This window comes from Streptomyces sp. NPDC087300 (assembly GCF_044744425.1).
Lineage (GTDB): Bacteria > Actinomycetota > Actinomycetes > Streptomycetales > Streptomycetaceae > Streptomyces.
The window spans coordinates 181,175-198,071 of sequence record NZ_JBIUYI010000007.1 but is presented as its reverse complement, the minus strand read 5'-3'; the positions used below and the strand labels follow the sequence as shown (position 1 = coordinate 198,071).

The 16,897-nt window shown below is 72.2% G+C and carries 13 protein-coding genes and 1 pseudogene; 8 read left to right on the top strand and 6 right to left on the bottom strand.

The genetic code is table 11. From position 1 onward, the window contains the following. Nucleotides 1-735: 735 nt before the first annotated feature. On the bottom strand, nucleotides 736-1,962 hold the full coding sequence (locus tag ACIO9J_RS29250; protein ID WP_402006807.1) for an amidohydrolase family protein: 1,227 nt from the start codon (nucleotides 1,960-1,962) through the stop codon (nucleotides 736-738). A gap of 277 nt (nucleotides 1,963-2,239) precedes the next feature. On the opposite strand from ACIO9J_RS29250, the gene ACIO9J_RS29245 reads away from it, so the two are divergent. From ACIO9J_RS29245 to ACIO9J_RS29235, 3 genes are all read left to right on the top strand, one after another. Beyond that, the gene (locus ACIO9J_RS29245) at nucleotides 2,240-5,221 is read left to right on the top strand and encodes a BTAD domain-containing putative transcriptional regulator (RefSeq protein ID WP_402005950.1); all 2,982 of its coding nucleotides are present in this window, start codon (nucleotides 2,240-2,242) and stop codon (nucleotides 5,219-5,221) included. Nucleotides 5,222-5,427: 206 nt separating this feature from the next. Next, nucleotides 5,428-5,601, top strand: a complete 174-nt coding sequence (locus tag ACIO9J_RS29240; protein ID WP_402005947.1) for a hypothetical protein — start codon at nucleotides 5,428-5,430, stop codon at nucleotides 5,599-5,601. Nucleotides 5,602-5,784: 183 nt separating this feature from the next. Beyond that, the gene (locus ACIO9J_RS29235; protein WP_402005944.1) at nucleotides 5,785-5,979 is read left to right on the top strand and encodes a hypothetical protein; all 195 of its coding nucleotides are present in this window, start codon (nucleotides 5,785-5,787) and stop codon (nucleotides 5,977-5,979) included. Between the two features lie 114 nt (nucleotides 5,980-6,093). On the opposite strand, the gene ACIO9J_RS29230 is transcribed toward ACIO9J_RS29235, so the two are convergent. Both ACIO9J_RS29230 and ACIO9J_RS29225 read right to left on the bottom strand, forming a co-directional pair. Beyond that, the gene (locus ACIO9J_RS29230; RefSeq protein WP_402005941.1) at nucleotides 6,094-6,948 is read right to left on the bottom strand and encodes a hypothetical protein; all 855 of its coding nucleotides are present in this window, start codon (nucleotides 6,946-6,948) and stop codon (nucleotides 6,094-6,096) included. 65 nt (nucleotides 6,949-7,013) lie between these two features. Further along, nucleotides 7,014-7,628: a Uma2 family endonuclease gene (locus tag ACIO9J_RS29225; RefSeq protein WP_402005938.1), complete on the bottom strand. Its 615-nt coding sequence runs from the start codon at nucleotides 7,626-7,628 to the stop codon at nucleotides 7,014-7,016. A 171-nt stretch (nucleotides 7,629-7,799) separates the two neighbouring features. On the opposite strand from ACIO9J_RS29225, the pseudogene ACIO9J_RS29220 reads away from it, so the two are divergent. Beyond that, a pseudogene (locus tag ACIO9J_RS29220) lies at nucleotides 7,800-8,174 on the top strand (VOC family protein); the annotation flags it as partial. A 65-nt stretch (nucleotides 8,175-8,239) separates the two neighbouring features. On the opposite strand, the gene ACIO9J_RS29215 reads toward ACIO9J_RS29220, so the two are convergent. Next, nucleotides 8,240-9,844: a FadD3 family acyl-CoA ligase gene (locus ACIO9J_RS29215; protein WP_402005936.1), complete on the bottom strand. Its 1,605-nt coding sequence runs from the start codon at nucleotides 9,842-9,844 to the stop codon at nucleotides 8,240-8,242. A 105-nt stretch (nucleotides 9,845-9,949) separates the two neighbouring features. Here ACIO9J_RS29215 and ACIO9J_RS29210 point away from each other — a divergent pair, with 105 nt between their 5' ends. From ACIO9J_RS29210 to ACIO9J_RS29200, 3 genes are read left to right on the top strand one after another with little or no spacing between them, the layout of a single operon-like run. Then, a complete protein-coding gene (locus ACIO9J_RS29210) occupies nucleotides 9,950-11,101 on the top strand; it encodes a lipid-transfer protein (protein ID WP_402005933.1) in 1,152 nt (383 codons plus the stop codon). 59 nt (nucleotides 11,102-11,160) lie between these two features. After that, nucleotides 11,161-11,616 (top strand): Zn-ribbon domain-containing OB-fold protein, encoded by a 456-nt coding sequence (locus ACIO9J_RS29205; protein WP_402005930.1) that lies wholly within the window; start codon nucleotides 11,161-11,163, stop codon nucleotides 11,614-11,616. Then, on the top strand, nucleotides 11,613-12,389 hold the full coding sequence (locus ACIO9J_RS29200) for an enoyl-CoA hydratase/isomerase family protein (RefSeq protein ID WP_402005927.1): 777 nt from the start codon (nucleotides 11,613-11,615) through the stop codon (nucleotides 12,387-12,389). The genes ACIO9J_RS29205 and ACIO9J_RS29200 overlap by 4 nt, the downstream gene beginning before the upstream one ends. Nucleotides 12,390-12,421: 32 nt before the next feature. Here ACIO9J_RS29200 and ACIO9J_RS29195 read toward each other — a convergent pair whose 3' ends face one another. Beyond that, nucleotides 12,422-13,600, bottom strand: coding sequence for a DNA glycosylase AlkZ-like family protein (locus tag ACIO9J_RS29195; RefSeq protein WP_402005924.1), 1,179 nt, complete (start codon nucleotides 13,598-13,600; stop codon nucleotides 12,422-12,424). A 121-nt stretch (nucleotides 13,601-13,721) separates the two neighbouring features. Between ACIO9J_RS29195 and ACIO9J_RS29190 the strand changes: the two genes are divergently transcribed. Further along, nucleotides 13,722-14,354 (top strand): hypothetical protein, encoded by a 633-nt coding sequence (locus tag ACIO9J_RS29190; RefSeq protein WP_402005922.1) that lies wholly within the window; start codon nucleotides 13,722-13,724, stop codon nucleotides 14,352-14,354. Nucleotides 14,355-14,375: 21 nt separating this feature from the next. Here ACIO9J_RS29190 and ACIO9J_RS29185 read toward each other — a convergent pair whose 3' ends face one another. Continuing rightward, entirely contained in the window at nucleotides 14,376-16,739 is a 2,364-nt protein-coding gene (locus ACIO9J_RS29185) for a PQQ-binding-like beta-propeller repeat protein (RefSeq protein WP_402005919.1), read from the bottom strand. Between the last annotated feature and the right edge of the window lie 158 nt (nucleotides 16,740-16,897).

Sequence of the window (16,897 nt, the reverse complement as noted above, 5' to 3'; positions counted from 1 at the left end):
GGGGAATCCCACTCCTCACCGTGATCTGACGGAACGTCATATACGCCGACGCAAGACATCGTGGTAGCTGACGATGCGTCAGGCAAGGGGTCGGAGCGGAGCACTGCGTGGGGCTGGGACGGTTGCCGGGGCTGGCCCGCGTCTGGGCTTCGTCTGTCGGTGCGGATAGGCGGGCGGGGTCGCTCTGTTCGTCTGTGGGGCGGGGCCGCGGGGGTATGTACGTACTCGCTATCCCGGGGCGGGGGCCAATGGACTTGCTTCCTTGCCTCGGTGGCCACCTGTGCTCCGTGCGCACATACCCCCACGTCCCCTCAGGCCGGCTGCGCGACCGCGCCCCGGCGGGGGGCCGCCCCACAGGCACCCGGACCGCGCTGCTGCCCCACCGTCCCGCAGCCGCGAGCGCGCCTGAGGGGACGTGGCGGTATGTCTGCCCGGAGCACAGAGAGCCACGAGCCGAGGTGCATGACCACGACGGCTCACCGGGATAGCGAGGACGGACATACCGCCGCGGCCCCGCCCCGAGACGCACACCAGGCGGGACAGGCCCCACCGCCCCGCACCCGCGAGCGAGACCCGAGGGGACGCGGCGGTATGTCCGCCCGGAGCACAAGTGGCCACGAGCCGAGGTGCATGACCACGACGGCTCACCGGGATAGCGAGGACGGACATACCGCCGCGGCCCCGCCCCGAGACCGCACCCCAGGCGGAGCCCAAGCGCCGAGACGCGGGGCGGCGCTACGTCGTCGGGGCCTGCCAGAGGCCCTCGCTCGTCAGCCCCAGGAGGTCAATCGCGTTGCCGCGGACGATCCGGTCCACCACGTCCCCCGCCAGATGCCCCATCTGGGACTCACCGACCTCCCGCGACTTCGGCCAGGTCGAGTCGGAGTGCGGATAGTCCGTCTCGTAGAGGACGTTCCCGACCCCGATGGAGTCGAGGTTCTTCAGGCCGAACGCGTCGTCGAAGAAGCATCCGTAGACGTGCCCGGTGAACAGCTCCGACGGCGGCCGGTGGACCTTGTCCGCGACCCCGCCCCAGCCCCGGTTCTCCTCCCAGACCACATCCGCCCGCTCCAGGATGTACGGGATCCACCCGATCTGCCCCTCCGCGTACATGATCTTCAGGTTCGGGAAGCGCTCGAACTTGCCGCTCATCAGCCAGTCCACCATCGAGAAGCAGCAGTTGGCGAAGGTGATGGTGGAGCCCACTGCGGGCGGCGCGTCCGCGGACGTCGACGGCATCTTGCTGGAGGAGCCGATGTGCATGGCGACGACCGTGCCCGTCTCGTCGCAGGCCCGCAGGAAGGGGTCCCAGTAGTCCGTGTGGATGGACGGCAGTCCGAGGTGCGGCGGAATCTCGGAGAAGGCCACCGCCCGTACGCCGCGCGCCGCGTTCCGCCGTACCTCCGCCGCCGCCAGCTCCGCGTCCCAGAGCGGGATGAGGGTGAGGGGTATGAGACGGCCCCGCGCCTGCGGCCCGCACCACTCCTCGACCATCCAGTCGTTGTAGGCCCGCACCGCGAGCAGCCCGAGTTCGCGGTCCTTGGCCTCGGTGAAGGTCTGTCCGCAAAAGCGCGGGAAGGTCGGGAAACAGAGGGCGGACTGGACGTGGTTGACGTCCATGTCGGCGAGGCGGTCGGGCACGCTGAAGGAGCCGGGCCGCATCTGCTCGTAGGTGATGACCTCCAGTTTGATCTCGTCCCTGTCGTACCCGACGGCCGTGTCGAGGCGGGTGAGCGGGCGGTGCAGGTCCTCGTACACCCACCAGTCCCCGATGGGCCCTTCGTCCCCCTTCGCCCCCATCACCGGCGCGAACTTTCCGCCGAGGAAGGTCATTTCCTTGAGGGGCGCGCGGACGATCCGGGGGCCGCTGTCCTGGTACTTCGACGGGAGCCGGTCCCGCCAGACGTGAGGGGGTTCGACCGTGTGGTCGTCCACCGAGATGATCTTCGGGAAGGTCTCCATGGTCTCCATGCCGTCCACGGTAGCGCCGATCTGACGGTCCGTCAGTAAGTTGCGCGGTGGCCGATCGTCCGCCCCGGGGACACGGCGCGATGCGGAACCTGGTGCGTGGACCCTGTGAGAGCCGTCTCCCACGGCTGACGCATCCGCCATGAACAAGGCAAACTGGCGGGGAGCAGGAACCGATGCACAACCGAGGCACGACCGACCGCGGCTTCAGTGCGGTCGGGGCAGCACCGCGACCGGCAGGATTGGGAACCGCAGGGCGGCAGGGGGAGCGATGGTCGATGTACCGCGAGTACCGGAGCAGTGGCGTCCGGCCTCGGGGAACACCCCCGAGGAGCGGACCGAGGGGGAGTTCCCCGAGGTCCAGGCGTCGCGCTTCAGCGTGCTCGGACCGGTGCGCGCGTGGCACGGCACGGAACAGCTCAACACGGGCTCCCCGCAGCAGAGGGCGCTTCTCGCCGCCCTCCTGCTCAGGGAGGGACGCACGGCGACGGCCGCGGAGCTGATCGACGCCCTCTGGGGCGACGAGCCGCCATCGCAGGCGCTGGCGGCGGTACGGACGTACGCGTCCCGGCTGCGCAAGGTGCTGCCGCCTGGCGTCCTGCTCAGCGAGTCCGGCGGGTACGCGGTCCGGGTGGCCGAAGGCGCCCTGGACCTGACCGCGGCGGAAGACCTGTGGGCCGCGGCGGAGAAGGCGCGCGGCGTCGGCGACCTGTGCGAGGCGCGGTCGCTGGTGAACGAGGCGCTCGGGCTGTGGGACGGCGGGCCGCTGGCGAACGTGCCGGGCCCGTACGCGGACACCCAGCGCACCCGCCTGGAGGAGTGGCGCCTCCAGCTCGTGGAGTCCCGCCTCGACATGGACCTGGAACAGGGCTGCCACGCGGAGGCCGTGTCGGAGCTGACCGCCCTGACCGCGGCGCATCCGCTGCGGGAGCGGCTGCGGGAGCTGCTGATGCTGGCGCTGTACCGCAGCGGGCGGCAGGCGGAGGCCCTCGCGGTCTACGCGGACACCCGCCGCCTGCTCGCCGACGAGCTCGGCGTCGACCCGCGCCCCGGCCTCAAGGACCTCCAGCAGCGCATCCTCCAGGCCGACCCGGCCCTCACGGAGCCGTCCTCGACGGACCCCGAGCCGACGGCGACGGTGGTCCGCCCGGCCCAACTCCCGGCCACTGTCCCCGACTTCACCGGCAGGGCGTCCTTCGTCGACGAACTGAAGGACATCCTCTCCACCGCCGAGGGCCGCGTGATGGCGGTCTCGGCGCTGGCGGGGATCGGGGGCGTGGGGAAGACGACGTTGGCGGTGCATGTGGCGCACGCCGCCCGCACGCACTTCCCCGACGGCCAGCTCTACGTCGACCTCCAGGGCGCCGGGGCGCGTGCGGCCGAGCCGGAGACCGTGCTGGGCGCCTTCCTGCGCGCGCTGGGAACCGTCGACTCCGCGATTCCGGACTCGCTGGCGGAGCGGGCGGCGCTGTACCGGTCGGCGCTGGACGGCCGACGGGTGCTCGTACTGCTGGACAACGCGCGCGACGCCGCCCAGGTCCGCCCCCTGCTGCCCGGCATGGAGGGCTGCGCGGCCCTGGTCACGAGCCGGGTCCGGATGGTGGACCTGGCGGGCGCGCACCTGATCGACCTGGACGTGATGTCACCGGAGGAGGCCCTGCTCCTCTTCACCCGCATCGTCGGCGAGGAGCGGGTCACCTCGGAACGCAAGGCGGCCTTGGACGTGGTGGCGGCGTGCGGCTTCCTGCCGCTCGCGATCAGGATCGCGGCGTCACGGCTGGCATCCCGGCGCACCTGGACGGTCTCCACCCTGGCGGCGAAGCTGGCGGACGAGCGGCGCCGCCTGGACGAGCTCCAGGCGGGCGACCTGGCGGTCAAGGCGACGTTCGAGCTGGGCTACGGCCAGCTCGAACCGGCGCAGGCGCGCGCCTTCCGGCTGCTCGGCCTCGCGGACGGCCCCGACCTGTCCCTCGCCGCCGCGTCGGCGATCCTGGACCTCCCCCTGGAGGACGCCGAGGACATCCTCGAATCCCTGGTGGACACGTCCCTGGTGGAGTCGGCCGCACCGGGCAGGTACCGCTATCACGACCTCGTACGCCTCTACGCGCGCGCATGCGCCGAGCGCGACGAACAGCCGCCGAGCGAACGGGACGCGGCGATGTCGCGGCTGCTGGACTTCTATCTGGCGTCGGCCGCGCGGGTCTACGCGATCGAGCGGCCCGGCGACCGGACGGTGGAGCACCTGGAGGCCACGGAGCACGCGGGCCAGGACTTCACCGACGACACCAAGGCACTGGACTGGCTGCACTCCGAGGCGGCCTGCATCCTGGCCTGCGTCCAGCAGTCGCTGGGGCCGCGGACGCTGCGGCGGGCGGTCGACCTGCTGCTCGCCTCGAAGGACCTCGCGGAGTCCGGAGCGAGTTCGCTCCGGTACGAACTAGTCACGTCGGCCGCGCGGGACGCGGCCGCGGCGGCCGGCGACGCACACGCCGAGGGCCGGGCGAGGGTCAGCCTCGCGCAGGTGGTCACGAGGGTCGGCGGGCACTTCGACGTGGCATCGGCGGAGCTGGAGCGTGCCGCGCGGCTCGCCCTGGAGTCCGACGACCCGTGGACCCGGTGCAACGCCCCGAACGAGCAGGGGATCACCGCGGCGCTCACGAACCATTACGCGGCGAGTGAGAACTACTTCCTCAGCGCCATCGAGGCCTTCCGCGTCGACGGCAACCGCCCCGGCGAGGCGAGCGCCCTCTGCAACTTCTCCCGGGTGCTCGTCTCGATCGGCCGCACCAGCAAGGCCATCGAACTCGCCGAGCAGGGCGTGAAGATCTACGACGACCTGGGGCTCACGCTGCGCCTCGCCAACGCGAAGTACGCTCTCGGGATCAGCCTCAGCCACGCGGGGCGCTACGCGGAGGCTCTCGACGAACTCGGCGACGCCCTGCGGATGTTCGTGGAGAATCGTCAGCGCCTCTGGGAGGGCACCACGCACTACCGCATCGCTCAGGTGCACCTGGAGGCGCATCGCGCCGCGCAGGCGGCCAAGCACGCGGAGCAGGCCCTGGCCATCGGCTGCATCGGTGGCGACTGGATGCGCGCCAACGTTTTGACGGTGCTGGGCAGGGCACTCAACAGCCTTGCGCAACTCGACCGCGCACGCGCCTGCTGGCAGGAGGCCCTGGCCATCCACGAAGGCGCCGGAGCGTCGGAGGCCGACGAGGTTCGGGCACTTCTGGAGCCCACCATCGCGGCCTGACACGGGCCTTCGCGGCGTTCATCGAACGTTTATGGGCGGCTGCCACTCTCTACTCATCGATCCGTCGCGTCGGGGGGCAGACGGGTCGCGTGGGGCCCCACAGATAGGGTGAGCGGCCCAAGAACGCCCGTTCGGCGACCCTCGGGGGAGTTGCCGAGCGGGCGTTCTGCCCCAGCAGACCCGACAATTCCATGGGAGTTGCCACCATGAGCGAAGCCAAGAAGGACGTCACCATCAAGAAAGACGGCCACATGCCCGCCCCGCCGAAGGACGGCACGGTGACTCCGCAGGGCGACGGCCACATGCCCAACCCGCCGAAGGACGGCATAGCCATCAAGCGCGATGGTCACATGCCCGCCCCGCCGGCCGAGGACGCCTGACTTTCATCCCGACGGGGGTCGGCCGCGGCGGCGCGGAGGGGGAGCCGTCGCGGCCGACGTATGTCCGGGCGCGGGCACGCGGGAGCGGTGCCACGCCCGGACGATCAGCGGAATCGAACATTCAGCCGCTTCCGTCGTTACTGTCCATTGACGATGGATGTCCGCCTCTCCCTAGGAGCTGGAATGACACGCACCAAGAAGTTCTTCGCCACCTTCGCCGTCGCGGCCGCGACCGCGGGCGCCGCAGCGTCTCCAGCGCTCGCGGACAGTCACATGCCGTCGCCTCCGAGGGGTGACGCGGCAGTCGTCACTCAGGACAGCCACACGCCCATGACGCCACAGGGCGACAGCCACATGCCGGCTCCGCCGCTGGGCTGAGGCCCCCGGGGCACCGCAGGACCACACGGGGTCGAGCTCACCGTTCGGCCCCGTCGCGCTGTCCGGATCCGCGTGCGCGCCCCACCCCGTGCCGGAAGGACCGGGCCCACAGGTTCAAGCGCCCGACTGGGCCAGCAGGGACCTCTTCACGTCCGCCACGAAAGAATCCCGCGTCACCTCGTCCAAAAGCCCCAGAGACAAATACGGATTCAAATCCTCCAGCTCCACCAGCAACAACTCCCCACCCGGCACCCTGCACCCGTCCACCCGCTGGATCCCGTGGTCGATCGTGTTCCAGTCCACGAAGCTCTGGGCGAAGGCCAGGTCGTCGGGGGTCGGGGCATAGCGCTCCAGGTGCCAGCGGCGGGCCGGGTCCGGGGCGTACAGCGCGTACTGGAAAGCGCGGTCGACGAAGTAGAACGACACCTCGTACGCGAAGTCGACGCACGGCTGGATCAGGATTTCCGAAGGGGCACCGGGCGCGGGAGGGGCCAGCCTCGCCAGTTCCTCCCTCGGCAGGAACTCCAGGCCTATCGAGTCCGCGCCCAGCTTCGGCTTCACCGCGTACGTCGCCGCCCGCGGCAGCCGGTCGGCGTCCCGGGGGTCGTCGACCGTCGGGATGACCGGGTAGCCCGCGGCCGTCAGATCCAGCAGGTACTGCTTGCCCGCCATGTCCGCACGGCCCGTGAGCTGGTTGCACACGCGCGTGCCGGACCGCGCCGCGCGCTCCCTGAAGTCGTCCCACGCGGCCTGGTAGTTGATCACCGGGCCGCTGTTGCGGACGAGGACGACGTCGAAGGCGCCCGCCTCCATGAGGGCCGCCGCGTCCAGCGGGTGGCACAGGGCCACGTCGAAGTCCTCGCGCAGGCGGGTGGAGAGGTAGATGTCCTCGTCGCAGTAGCGGCGGCCCTTGGCCTGGTAGGCGAGGTCCGTGACGAAGAGGACACGAGGGCGGGGTGTGGTGCGCATCGGGCAATCCTGACAGTCGCCCGCGCCGCGCTCCCGGCCGGCCTGTCCCTCGGCCGCCCCGCGGGTCAGATCTCGATCAGGCCGCGCAGGTCGATGTCCAGAGGGAAGGGCACCTCTGTGGTGAGCTTGCTCATGTGGGTCGGCTGCTCCGGGCTGGGGGCGTAGACCCCGGTCTCGTAGTGGCGCCAGAACTCGTGGACGACGGGAACGTTCTCTTCACCGCGTTCGACGCGCCAGTAGTAGTCGATGGCCGCTTCCGCGTACATACCCGGCTTGAGGAACCTGTCCTCCTTGCGGGACCCCGGTGACACGACCTCGATCGCGAGGACGACGTTCGCGGCAGGGATGCAGTCCAGGGTGGCGACGTCCAGCCCCGTCTTGTCGAAGACGACGATGTCCGGCTTGGGAACGTTGCGCTCGTCGAACATGACCCCCTGCTCACTGATGACGGCGAACGGAGGCCGTTTCGCAGACCTCAGCCGGAAGTACAGCTCGTCCCTGACCAGCTGATGCCAGACCTTCGCCATCCCACGAACCACGATGTTCCCATCCACGAGTTCCCAGTCGAACGGGACGTCGAGCTCCTGAACCTGGTCCCACGTCCAGCCGTCATCCGGCGGGTACATCCAGTTCTCGGAGGTGGCCGACGCCTGTTGCCTGTGGTGTGCCTCTGCGGCCATGACAGCTCCCATGCGGACATCGTGGAGAGGTGCGGCGTGATGACTTACCCGTACGACGGTAGCGTCACTCCCACGGGTGAGAGGGCAGCGTTCCTGCGGCCACGCCGAGGTCAGGCGGCTGAAGGCGAAATCCCGTCGACAGGCCCCACCCGAACACTCATAGTGCTGCCCATGTCTTCCCTCGTGCGCCACCTCACGTTCGACTCCCACGACGCCTACAAGCAGGGCACCTTCTGGGCCGCGGTGCTGGACGGCAAGCTCTCCGACGACGATCTTCCCGGCGACCCGGAGGCCCTGGTCGAGGCGGAGGGGATCACGCTGCTCTTCGTCACCGTGCCGAACGCCAAGACCCTCAAGAACCGCGTGCACGTCGACCTCCAGCCGCAGGACCGCAGCCGCGACGAGGAGGTCGAGCGGATCGTCGCGCTCGGCGCGACCCTGTTCGAGGACCACCGCAGGCCCAACGGCCGCGGCTGGGTCACGCTCGCCGACCCGGAGGGCAACGAGTTCTGCGTGGAGTGCGGCGAGGCCGAACGCGACGCGATCATCGCGGCCGAGCAGCGCGCCGCCGACGTCGCGAACGCCGCCGACGCCAACGGCTGAGCCGCCGACTAGCGCGCCGCGCCCCGCAGTTCGCCCTTCACCACCTTGCCGCTCGCGTTCCGCGGCAGCTCCGCCACGAACTCGACCGTCCTCGGCACCTTGTAGTTCGCCATCTCCCGCCGCGACCAGGCGATCAGGTCGTCCGCCGTGACGACCGCGCCGGGCCGCCGCACCACGTACGCCTTGCCCACCTCGCCGAGCCGGGGATCGGGCACGCCGATCACCGCGACGTCCGCCACCTGCGGGTGGACGCCGAGGAGTTGCTCTATCTCGGCCGGATAGGCGTTGAAGCCGCCGACGATGAACATGTCCTTGATCCGGTCGGTGATGCGCAGATTTCCCTCCACGTCGAGCACGCCGACGTCCCCGGTCCGCAGCCAGCCGTCCGGGGAGACCGCGAGGGCGGTCTGCGCCGCGTCCTCGAAGTACTCCCGCATCACGTTGTGGCCGCGCACCATGACCTCGCCGGGGTGGCCGGGCGCGAGCGTCTCGCCGGAGGGGGACACCACCCGGACCTCGGTGCCGGGGATCGCGCGCCCCGAGGTCGCCGCGATGACCTCCGGCGGGTCGCCCCTGCGGCACATGGTGACGATGCCGCTCGCCTCGGAGAGCCCGTACGCCGTCAGGACCGTGCCCACCCGCAGCTCGGTGCGCAGCCGCTCCACGAGTCGCAGCGGGACCACCGCGGCGCCGGTCACCACGAGGCGCAGCGCCGACAGGTCGTGCTGGTCGCGCGCGGGGTGGTCCAGGAGCGACTGGTGCAGGGTCGGCGGTCCCGGCAGTACGGAGATGCGCTCGGCGGCGACGTTCGCGAGGACGGTGTCCACGTTGAAGACCGGCTGGGGCACCATCGTGGCGCCGCGCATCAGGCAGGCGATGATCCCGGCCTTGTAGCCGAAGGTGTGGAAGAACGGGTTCACGATCAGATAGCGGTCGCCCTCGCGCAGGCCCGCGAGTTCGCTCCACACGTCGTAGCAGCGCAGGGTCTGCGCGTGGGTGATGACGGCGCCCTTGGGGCGGCCCGTCGTGCCCGAGGTGAAGATGATGTCCGAGGGCGTCGCGCCGTCGACCGACGCCGCCCGCGCGCGGACCTCCTCGCCGCTCACGCGGTCGCCGCCGGCCAGGAAGTCCTTCCAGGTGCGGAAGTCCTCGGGGGCGTCGTCGGAGAGCACGACCACCTGTTCCAGGTGCGGAAGTCCCGGCAGCGGCCCCGCCCCCGGCCCTTCGGCGGCCGCGCGGCGCAGCGACGCCACGTACGACGCGCCGAGGAAGGTGCCCGTGATGAACAGGAGCCTGGCGCGGCTGTGTTCCAGGACGTAGGCCGCCTCGGCGCCCTTGAAGCGGGTGTTGAGCGGGACGAGGACCGCGCCGGCCGAGACCGCGCCGAGGGCGGAGACGATCCAGTCGAGGGTGTTGGGGGCCCAGACGGCGACGCGGTCGCCCGCTTCGACGCCACTGGCCACGCATGCGGCGGCGGCCCGCTCCACGCGCGCGCCGAGTTCCCGGTACGAGAGGCGGGTGCGGCCTTCGACGACGGCCTCCCGGTCGCCGTACCGCGCGGCGGCCGTCCGCACCAGTGCCGGGATGCTGCCCCATTCCAGGTCGCCGCGCATCGCAAGCCCTCCCCATCCAGTAGCTGACTATCCGTCAGATTAGCTGTAGCCTGACGCGCTGTCAGCAGTGGTGACACGCGCGACAAGGCGGAGGTGCCGTTGCCCATGGCTTCACTCAAGGACGCTACAGCGATAGTCGGGATCGGCCAGACCCCCTTCGCGAAGCAACTCCCGGACAGCGAGAAGACGTTGGCGTGCCGGGCGATACTCGCCGCGCTCGACGACGCGGGCATCGCCCCGTCCGAGGTCGACGCGTTCGCCTCGTACACGATGGAGGAGACCGACGAGGTCGAGGTCGCCAAGGCCATCGGGGCCGGGGACGTGACCTTCTTCAGCAAGGTCGGCTACGGCGGCGGCGGTTCGTGCGCGACGATCGCGCACCTGGCCGCCGCGATCGCCACCGGACAGGCGAGCGTCGGCATCGCCTGGCGCTCCCGCAAGCGCGGCAGCGGGCCGCGCCCCTGGAAGAACACCACGGTCCAACTCCCCACCCCCGCCCAGTGGACCCGGCCCTTCGGACTGCTCCGCCCGGCCGACGAGATCGCCATGCTGGCCCGCCGCCACATGCACGAGTACGGCACGACCCGCGACCACCTCTTCAACGTCGCCCTCGCCTGCCGCAACCGCGCCAACCAGAACCCGGCCGCGATGATGTACGAGCGCCCGCTGACCCGCGACATGTATATGACCTCGCGCTGGATCAGCGAGCCGCTCTGCCTCTTCGACAACTGCTTGGAGACGGACGGGGCGTTGGCCTGCGTCATCGTCTCCGCCGAGCGGGCCCGCGACTGCCGCCAGAAGCCGGTCTACGTCCACTCCACCGCGCAGGGGCTGCCCGCCCAGCACCACGGCATGGTCAACTACTGGAACGACGACCCGCTCTCCGGCCCCGCCTGGACCGCTGCCCGACACCTGTGGAAGCAGGCCGACTTCGGCCCGCAGGACGTCGACGTCGCGCAGATCTACGACGCGTTCACCCCGCTCATCCCGCTCTCCCTGGAGGGCTACGGCTTCTGCGGCCGCGGCGAGGGCGGCGCGTTCACCGAGGGCGGCGCCCTGGAGAGCGGCGGCCGGCTGCCCATCAACACGGGCGGCGGCGGCCTCAGCGAGGCGTACGTGCACGGCTTCAACCTGATCAACGAGGGCGTGAAACAGCTACGGGGCACCAGCACGGCGCAGGTCCCCGACGCGTCAACGTGTCTGGTGACGGCAGGCGAGGGCGTCCCGACTTCGGCGGTGTTGTTGAGGGCCCCGTAAGGGGCGCGGGGAACTGCGCGAGCAACCATCCAGAGCCCGCACCCGGGGAGGACGAGAACATGGCAGACGCGAAGACAGACCAAGAACCCCTCCTGACACCGGCCGTCGACGACGACGGCGCCCCCTTCTGGGCCCACGCCGCCCGAGGCGAACTCCGCATCCAGGCCTGCACCGCCTGCGGCGAACTCCGCTTCCCGCCCAGGCCCTGCTGCCCCCACTGCCAGTCCTTCGACAGCGAGTGGCGCAGGATGTCCGGCCGCGGCCGCATCTGGTCGTACGTCTTCCCGCACCCGCCCCTGCTGCCCGCCTACGCGGCCCAGCCCGGCTACAACGCGATCGTCGTCGAACTGGCCGACGCGCCCCGCATCCGCCTGGTCGGCAACCTCGTCACGGAACCCGCCGCGCCCCTGAACTCGGTGGCCCCCGACCGGCTGCGCATCGGCGCGAAGGTCCAGGTCGTCTTCGCCGAGCTGGACGGCGTCACGGTCCCGCGCTGGGTCCTGGAGCGGCCGTGAGCGCGCTGCGCAAGGCCACGGACAAGGACACGGGTGTGGCGACCCTGACCCTGGACCGCCCGGCGCGGCACAACGCGATCGACCTGGAGACGGCGGCCGAACTGGCGGACGCCTGGCGGGAGTTCAGGTTCGACGACACCGTACGCACGGTCGTGGTGACCGGCGCGGGCGACCGGGCCTTCTGCACCGGCATCGACCGCGGCGTCGACGTGCCGCAGCCCGGCTCGCCGTACACGATCGACGATCCGCTGATCGCGATCGGGCCGAAGACGAACGACCTCTGGAAGCCCGTGATCGTGGCCGTCAACGGCATGGCGTGCGGCGGCGCGTTCTACCTCATCGGCGAGTCGGAGTTCGTCGTCGCGGACGAGCACGCCACGTTCTTCGACCCGCACACCACGTACGGCATGGTCAGCGCCTTCGAGACCATCCACATGGCGCAGCGCATGCCGTTCGGCGAGGTGGCCAGGATGGCGCTGATGGGCACGGCCGAGCGGATCTCCGCGCACCGGGCCCACGAGACGGGCCTGGTCTCCGAACTCACCGCACCAGGCGGCGCGTTGGCGGCAGCCACCCGTGCGGCCGAGGTCATCGCCTCGTACCCGACGGAGGCGGTGCAGGGCACGGTCCGCGCGCTCTGGTCGGCGAAGGAGGCGGCCCGCGCGCAGGCCCTCGCGCACGCCCCGCATCTGATCGCGCTCGGGAACCTGCCTCCCGACCGGCAGGCTGAACTCTTCGGAACGCGACGGAACGGCGACTTCCGCACCCGGTGAACGACCCGCGCGGCGCCGCTGCCCCGCCCGCCTCACCCCCGCAGCTCGGCCACCCGCGGCTCCCTGCTCTTCGGGGAGTCGAGGCTGAAGGACCGGGCGTCGCCGAGTTCGTCGCGAACAAAGGCCCCGGTGGCGGCGACGGCGTCACGCAGCGCGGCGTCCGCCGTTCCGTGACCGCCGTCGAACACCCGCCAGACGATCTCCCGCGCCGCCACGTCGTACTCCCAGAGCCCGACGAGCCGCCCACGGTCGACGATCATGTGCGCGGGCGCGTCCGCGAGACCCCCGAGCCTCCTGCCGCCGAACTCCCGCTCGGCATCGGCCGGTTCGAGCATCCTGGCCAGGTCGCGGTGGAGCAGGTGGATGCCGTCGATCCCGGCGAGCAGCGCGTACGAAGGGGTGCTGGGCGGCACGTACGCCGTGAAGTCGTCCACGAGCTCCGGCGGCATCAGGAGCCCCTCCCCCACGTCGACGAGCCCGAGCCCGGCGACCGCCGCCTTCGCCGCGGCGGCGGAGAAGCCGGAGAACCAGCGGAAGTGCGCGAGCGTGGCCGGTGCCGCCCAGCCGAAGTAGCGCAGGGCCAGCTCGGCGCGGGCCTCCTCCGGGGTGCGCGCGCCGAGGTCGAGGTCCCAGCGGACGTACCCGTACCGCTGCCGGTCGAGGCGGCCGTCCACCGGGACGCGGCGGATCAGGCCGCGGGCCTGGAGCAGCCCGAGGGCGAGCGGCAGCGTGGTGCTCAGGCCCCGCTTCTTGCCGTCGGCGCCGAGGCTCCGCACCGCGTCACCCGTGGCGTCCTTGATCTTCGCGGGGTCCAGGGGGACGTCGCCGAGCGCGCCGTGCACCGCCTCGCACAGGTCCGCCACCTCGGCCTCCGTCACCCCCAGGTGCTTCGCGGCCTGCCGGGCCTCGGCCTCCGGCGCGTGGGCGCCGACCGTGAGGCCGAGGGCGTAGTCGGCGGCGGGCAGGACGTAGGCGCAGCCGCGGGCGGCGGGGAGCTCGTGGATCTCCAGGCGTGCGACGGCCGCGTCGACCTCCTCGCGGGAGGCGCCGCAGCGGGCGCGCAGCCCCAGGTACGGGCCCGAGCCGCCGACGGAGCGGGCCCATCCGGTGCGGCCCAGCACCTCGGCGGGCGGGGTCCCGAGCAGGCTGCCGTCGAGGCCCTGGCGGTGCGCCCACCAGGCGCGCAGTCGGGCGGGTTCCAGGGTCGTCATGGGGGCCAGTCTCGTCGTCTGGCGGGGGTCACGCACCCGGCGTAGCGTCGATCTTGAGAGTCGCGGCCGTCTCCGCGCGGAACAGCAGGACGCAGTCGCCCACGACCGGAGGAGACCCGCCATGGTCCGCAACATCACCGGGTCGATCCTCGCTCTCATCGGAGCGGCGGCCGCCGTATACAGCCCCTTCCAAGCTTGGTACGACGGCCGTCACGGCCGGAACTTCCGCCTCGACGAGCTCTTCTCCGGCGCCGGGGTCACCGACGCGAAGGCCGAGCTCTTCGGCTCCGTCTTCCTGCCGTTCGTCGTCGCCGCGCTGATCGCGCTGATCGGCGTGGTCCTGCGCTCGCGCCTCCTGGTGGCGCTCGCGGGCGTGCTCGTCCTCGGCTTCACGGTGCTCTGGATGGTCCGGCAGGGCCAGGCCGAGGGCAGCCTCACGATCGCGGGCGACGGCTCGGGGCTCGGCCAGGGCCTCCTGAACAGCCTCGGCGGCGGGATCTTCCTGCTGCTCGGCGCCGCGCTGATGAGTGGCCGCGGGCGGCGCAAGGTGGCGGCGCCCCGTCACGAGCCCGCCCCCGAGTGGGACCCCGGCCCTTCGGTACCGACCCTGGACGGCGACGGCTGGCCCCCGCGCACCCCGCAGGAGCCGATGGCACAGGAGCCGCCCGTACAAGAGCCGCCCGTACAGGAACCGCCCACGCAGGAACCGCCTCCGCAGGAACCACCCGCCTGGCAGACACCGCCCCGGAGCTAGCCTCCTGCCGGCCCCCGCCCCTCAGGTCCGCGGCGACGTCCCCGTCCCGCGCTCCGCGTCCAGCGCGTACACGCAGCGGTCCTTGCTGCACGCGTACACGACGCCGTCCCGCACCACCGGGGCCCCGGTGATCTCCCCGCCCGTGGCGAGCTTCCAGCGCAGCCGGCCGTCGTCGGCCTTCAGCGTGTAGAGGAGGTGGTCCGTGGAGCCGAAGTGGATGCGCCGGTCGGCGACCACGGGGGCGCCGACGATCTCGCCGCCCGCCTGGAACCGCCACTTCGGCGTGCCGGTGACCGCGTCCAGGGTGTAGAGCCCCTTGCCGCTGCCCACGTGGACATGGCCGTCGGCTACGAGGACGGGCTCGATGGAGGAGCGGGACTCGGTGGCGATGCGCCAGCGGTCGCGGCCGTCCGTCGCGTCGAGCGCGTACACCGTGCCCAGGTAGTCGGCGAGGTACACGCCGCCGCCCGTCACGGCGGGCCCCGGCGCGAACGCGGGCGGGCACAGGAAGGCGGCGGGCGCCTCGAAGTGCCAGCGGACGTGGCCGCCCGCCACGTCGATCGCGAGGACGCGGCTGCCCGCGGCCACGTACACGTACCCGTCCTGCGCCTGGGTGAGCCGCACCGGGACGCCGCCGCAGGAGGCCGCGTCGCCGACGGGGTAGGACCAGCGCTCCTCGCCGGTGCGGGCCTCCAGGGCGCGCAGCCTGGCGTCCTTCCACACGTACACCGTGCCGTCGAACACGGCGGGCCCGGCCTCCGGCGTCTCGAAGTCGGTCTGCGCCCCGGTGATCTCCCAGAGCTTCTCGCCGTTGGCCGCCTCCCACGCCTGGACGCCGCCGCCCCGCGTGCCGGTGACGACGGTGCCCCGGTCGGCCTGGAGGGAGTAGACCCAGGCGTCGGTCGGCAGCCGCCACAGGTCGGATCCCTCGGTGCCGTCCAGGGCGTAGAGCGTGGGACCGTCGGAGGCGTGGATGCGGCCGTCGGCGACGGCCATGGACCAGGCGACGTCCCGCGTCTTGAAGCTGCGCCGGCCGGTGGCGACGTCCAGGGCGTGCACCTCGAAGGAGGTGACGTAGACGAGGTTGCCCGCGACGGCGGGGGTGCCCCACACGTCGTTGGACATGCGGAAGCGCCACGGCCGCCAGCTGGCGGTGTCGGGCGCGGGTGCGGGCGCGGGGACCGGGGCGGGTGCCACGGGCGCGACGCCGTTGGCGCCGGGCCTGGCGCGCGACCAGGAGGCGGCGAGCCCGGTGTCGCCGGGCCCCGGGGCCGAGCGTCCCGCGGCGACCCGCGGCCCCGGCCCGATCGGCACCTTCGCCCCGGCGAGCCGCACGGGCCCCGCGTCGGGCGCGGGGGCGAACGGCGCCTGGGACGGCGCGGGCACCGGGGGCCGCTGCGGGGGCGGCGGCGCGGTCACGGGGGCGGCGGCGCCGCGGCCGCCGCTGCGCGCGGCGGAGACCGCGGCCCTGGCGGGCGGGCGGCCGCCCCTGCGGGCCTCGATGAGCGCGACGGCCCGCTCGGGCAGCCACGCGGACGCGGTGCCGCTGTCGTCGCCGTCGCCGCTCTCGGAGGCGAAGAGGTGGGGTGCGAGCTGCGCCTGGAGGTCGGCGGGGGTGGGCCGCAGCGCGGCCTCCATCTGCATGCACGTCTCGATGAGCGGCCGCAGCTCGTCCGGCAGGCCCGCCAGGTCGGGGCCCTCGCGCAGCAGCATGAAGACGGTCTCGACGGGGTTCGCGCCGTGGAAGGGCGCGTGCCCGGTGGCGGCGAAGACGAGCATCGAGCCGAGCGAGAAGACGTCACTCGCGCCGGTCACGCTGCGCGAGTCCTTGGCCTGCTCGGGCGACATGTACGCGGGGGTGCCCACGGCGACGTTGGTCATGGTCAGCCGGGTGTTGGAGACACCGGACGCGATGCCGAAGTCGATGACGCGCGGCCCGTCCTCCACCACGAGGACGTTCGACGGCTTGAGGTCACGGTGGACCAGGCCCGCGCCGTGGATGGACTCCAGGGCCTCGGCCACGCCCGCCGCCAGCCAGCGCACCGCCTGGGTGGGCAGCGGCCCGTGTTCATTCACTATTTCCTCGAGCGAGGGCGCGGGGACGTACGCCGTGGCGAGCCACGGCACCGCGGCGCGCGGGTCGGCGTCCACGACGGCCGCCGTGTAGAAGCCGGACACGGCCCGTGCCGCCTCCACCTCCCGCGTGAAGCGGACACGGAACAGCTGGTCCTCGGCGAGCTCGGTCCGCACCGTCTTGATCGCCACGCGCCGTCCCGACGCGGAGCGCGCGAGATAGACCAGGCCCATGCCTCCGGCGCCCAGCCTGCCGAGGACCTCGAACGGGCCGATCCGCCTGGGATCGTGCTGCGTCAGCTGATCCACCACTTGCCCTGCCACCTCCCCGTACGCGGCCGCCGTACAAGGCGGCCCCGTGCAGCGTCTCACCACCGAGCCGCTACGGCGGCACGCACCCTGATTCTTCCTGTCCGAGCCGGTCGTGGCGAACCCGGGGCGGGATCGGGGTGTCTACGGACAAATCCCCG

Coding starts and splice junctions, on each gene's coding strand:
- ACIO9J_RS29250 (WP_402006807.1), bottom strand. CDS start 1,962: ATGGAGACCTTCCCGAAGATCATCTCGGTGGACGACCACACGGTCGAA.
- ACIO9J_RS29190 (WP_402005922.1), top strand. CDS start 13,722: ATGGTCCGCAACATCACCGGGTCGATCCTCGCTCTCATCGGAGCGGCG.
- ACIO9J_RS29235 (WP_402005944.1), top strand. CDS start 5,785: ATGACACGCACCAAGAAGTTCTTCGCCACCTTCGCCGTCGCGGCCGCG.
- ACIO9J_RS29245 (WP_402005950.1), top strand. CDS start 2,240: ATGGTCGATGTACCGCGAGTACCGGAGCAGTGGCGTCCGGCCTCGGGG.
- ACIO9J_RS29205 (WP_402005930.1), top strand. CDS start 11,161: ATGGCAGACGCGAAGACAGACCAAGAACCCCTCCTGACACCGGCCGTC.
- ACIO9J_RS29210 (WP_402005933.1), top strand. CDS start 9,950: ATGGCTTCACTCAAGGACGCTACAGCGATAGTCGGGATCGGCCAGACC.
- ACIO9J_RS29240 (WP_402005947.1), top strand. CDS start 5,428: ATGAGCGAAGCCAAGAAGGACGTCACCATCAAGAAAGACGGCCACATG.
- ACIO9J_RS29225 (WP_402005938.1), bottom strand. CDS start 7,628: ATGGCCGCAGAGGCACACCACAGGCAACAGGCGTCGGCCACCTCCGAG.
- ACIO9J_RS29195 (WP_402005924.1), bottom strand. CDS start 13,600: ATGACGACCCTGGAACCCGCCCGACTGCGCGCCTGGTGGGCGCACCGC.
- ACIO9J_RS29230 (WP_402005941.1), bottom strand. CDS start 6,948: ATGCGCACCACACCCCGCCCTCGTGTCCTCTTCGTCACGGACCTCGCC.
- ACIO9J_RS29215 (WP_402005936.1), bottom strand. CDS start 9,844: ATGCGCGGCGACCTGGAATGGGGCAGCATCCCGGCACTGGTGCGGACG.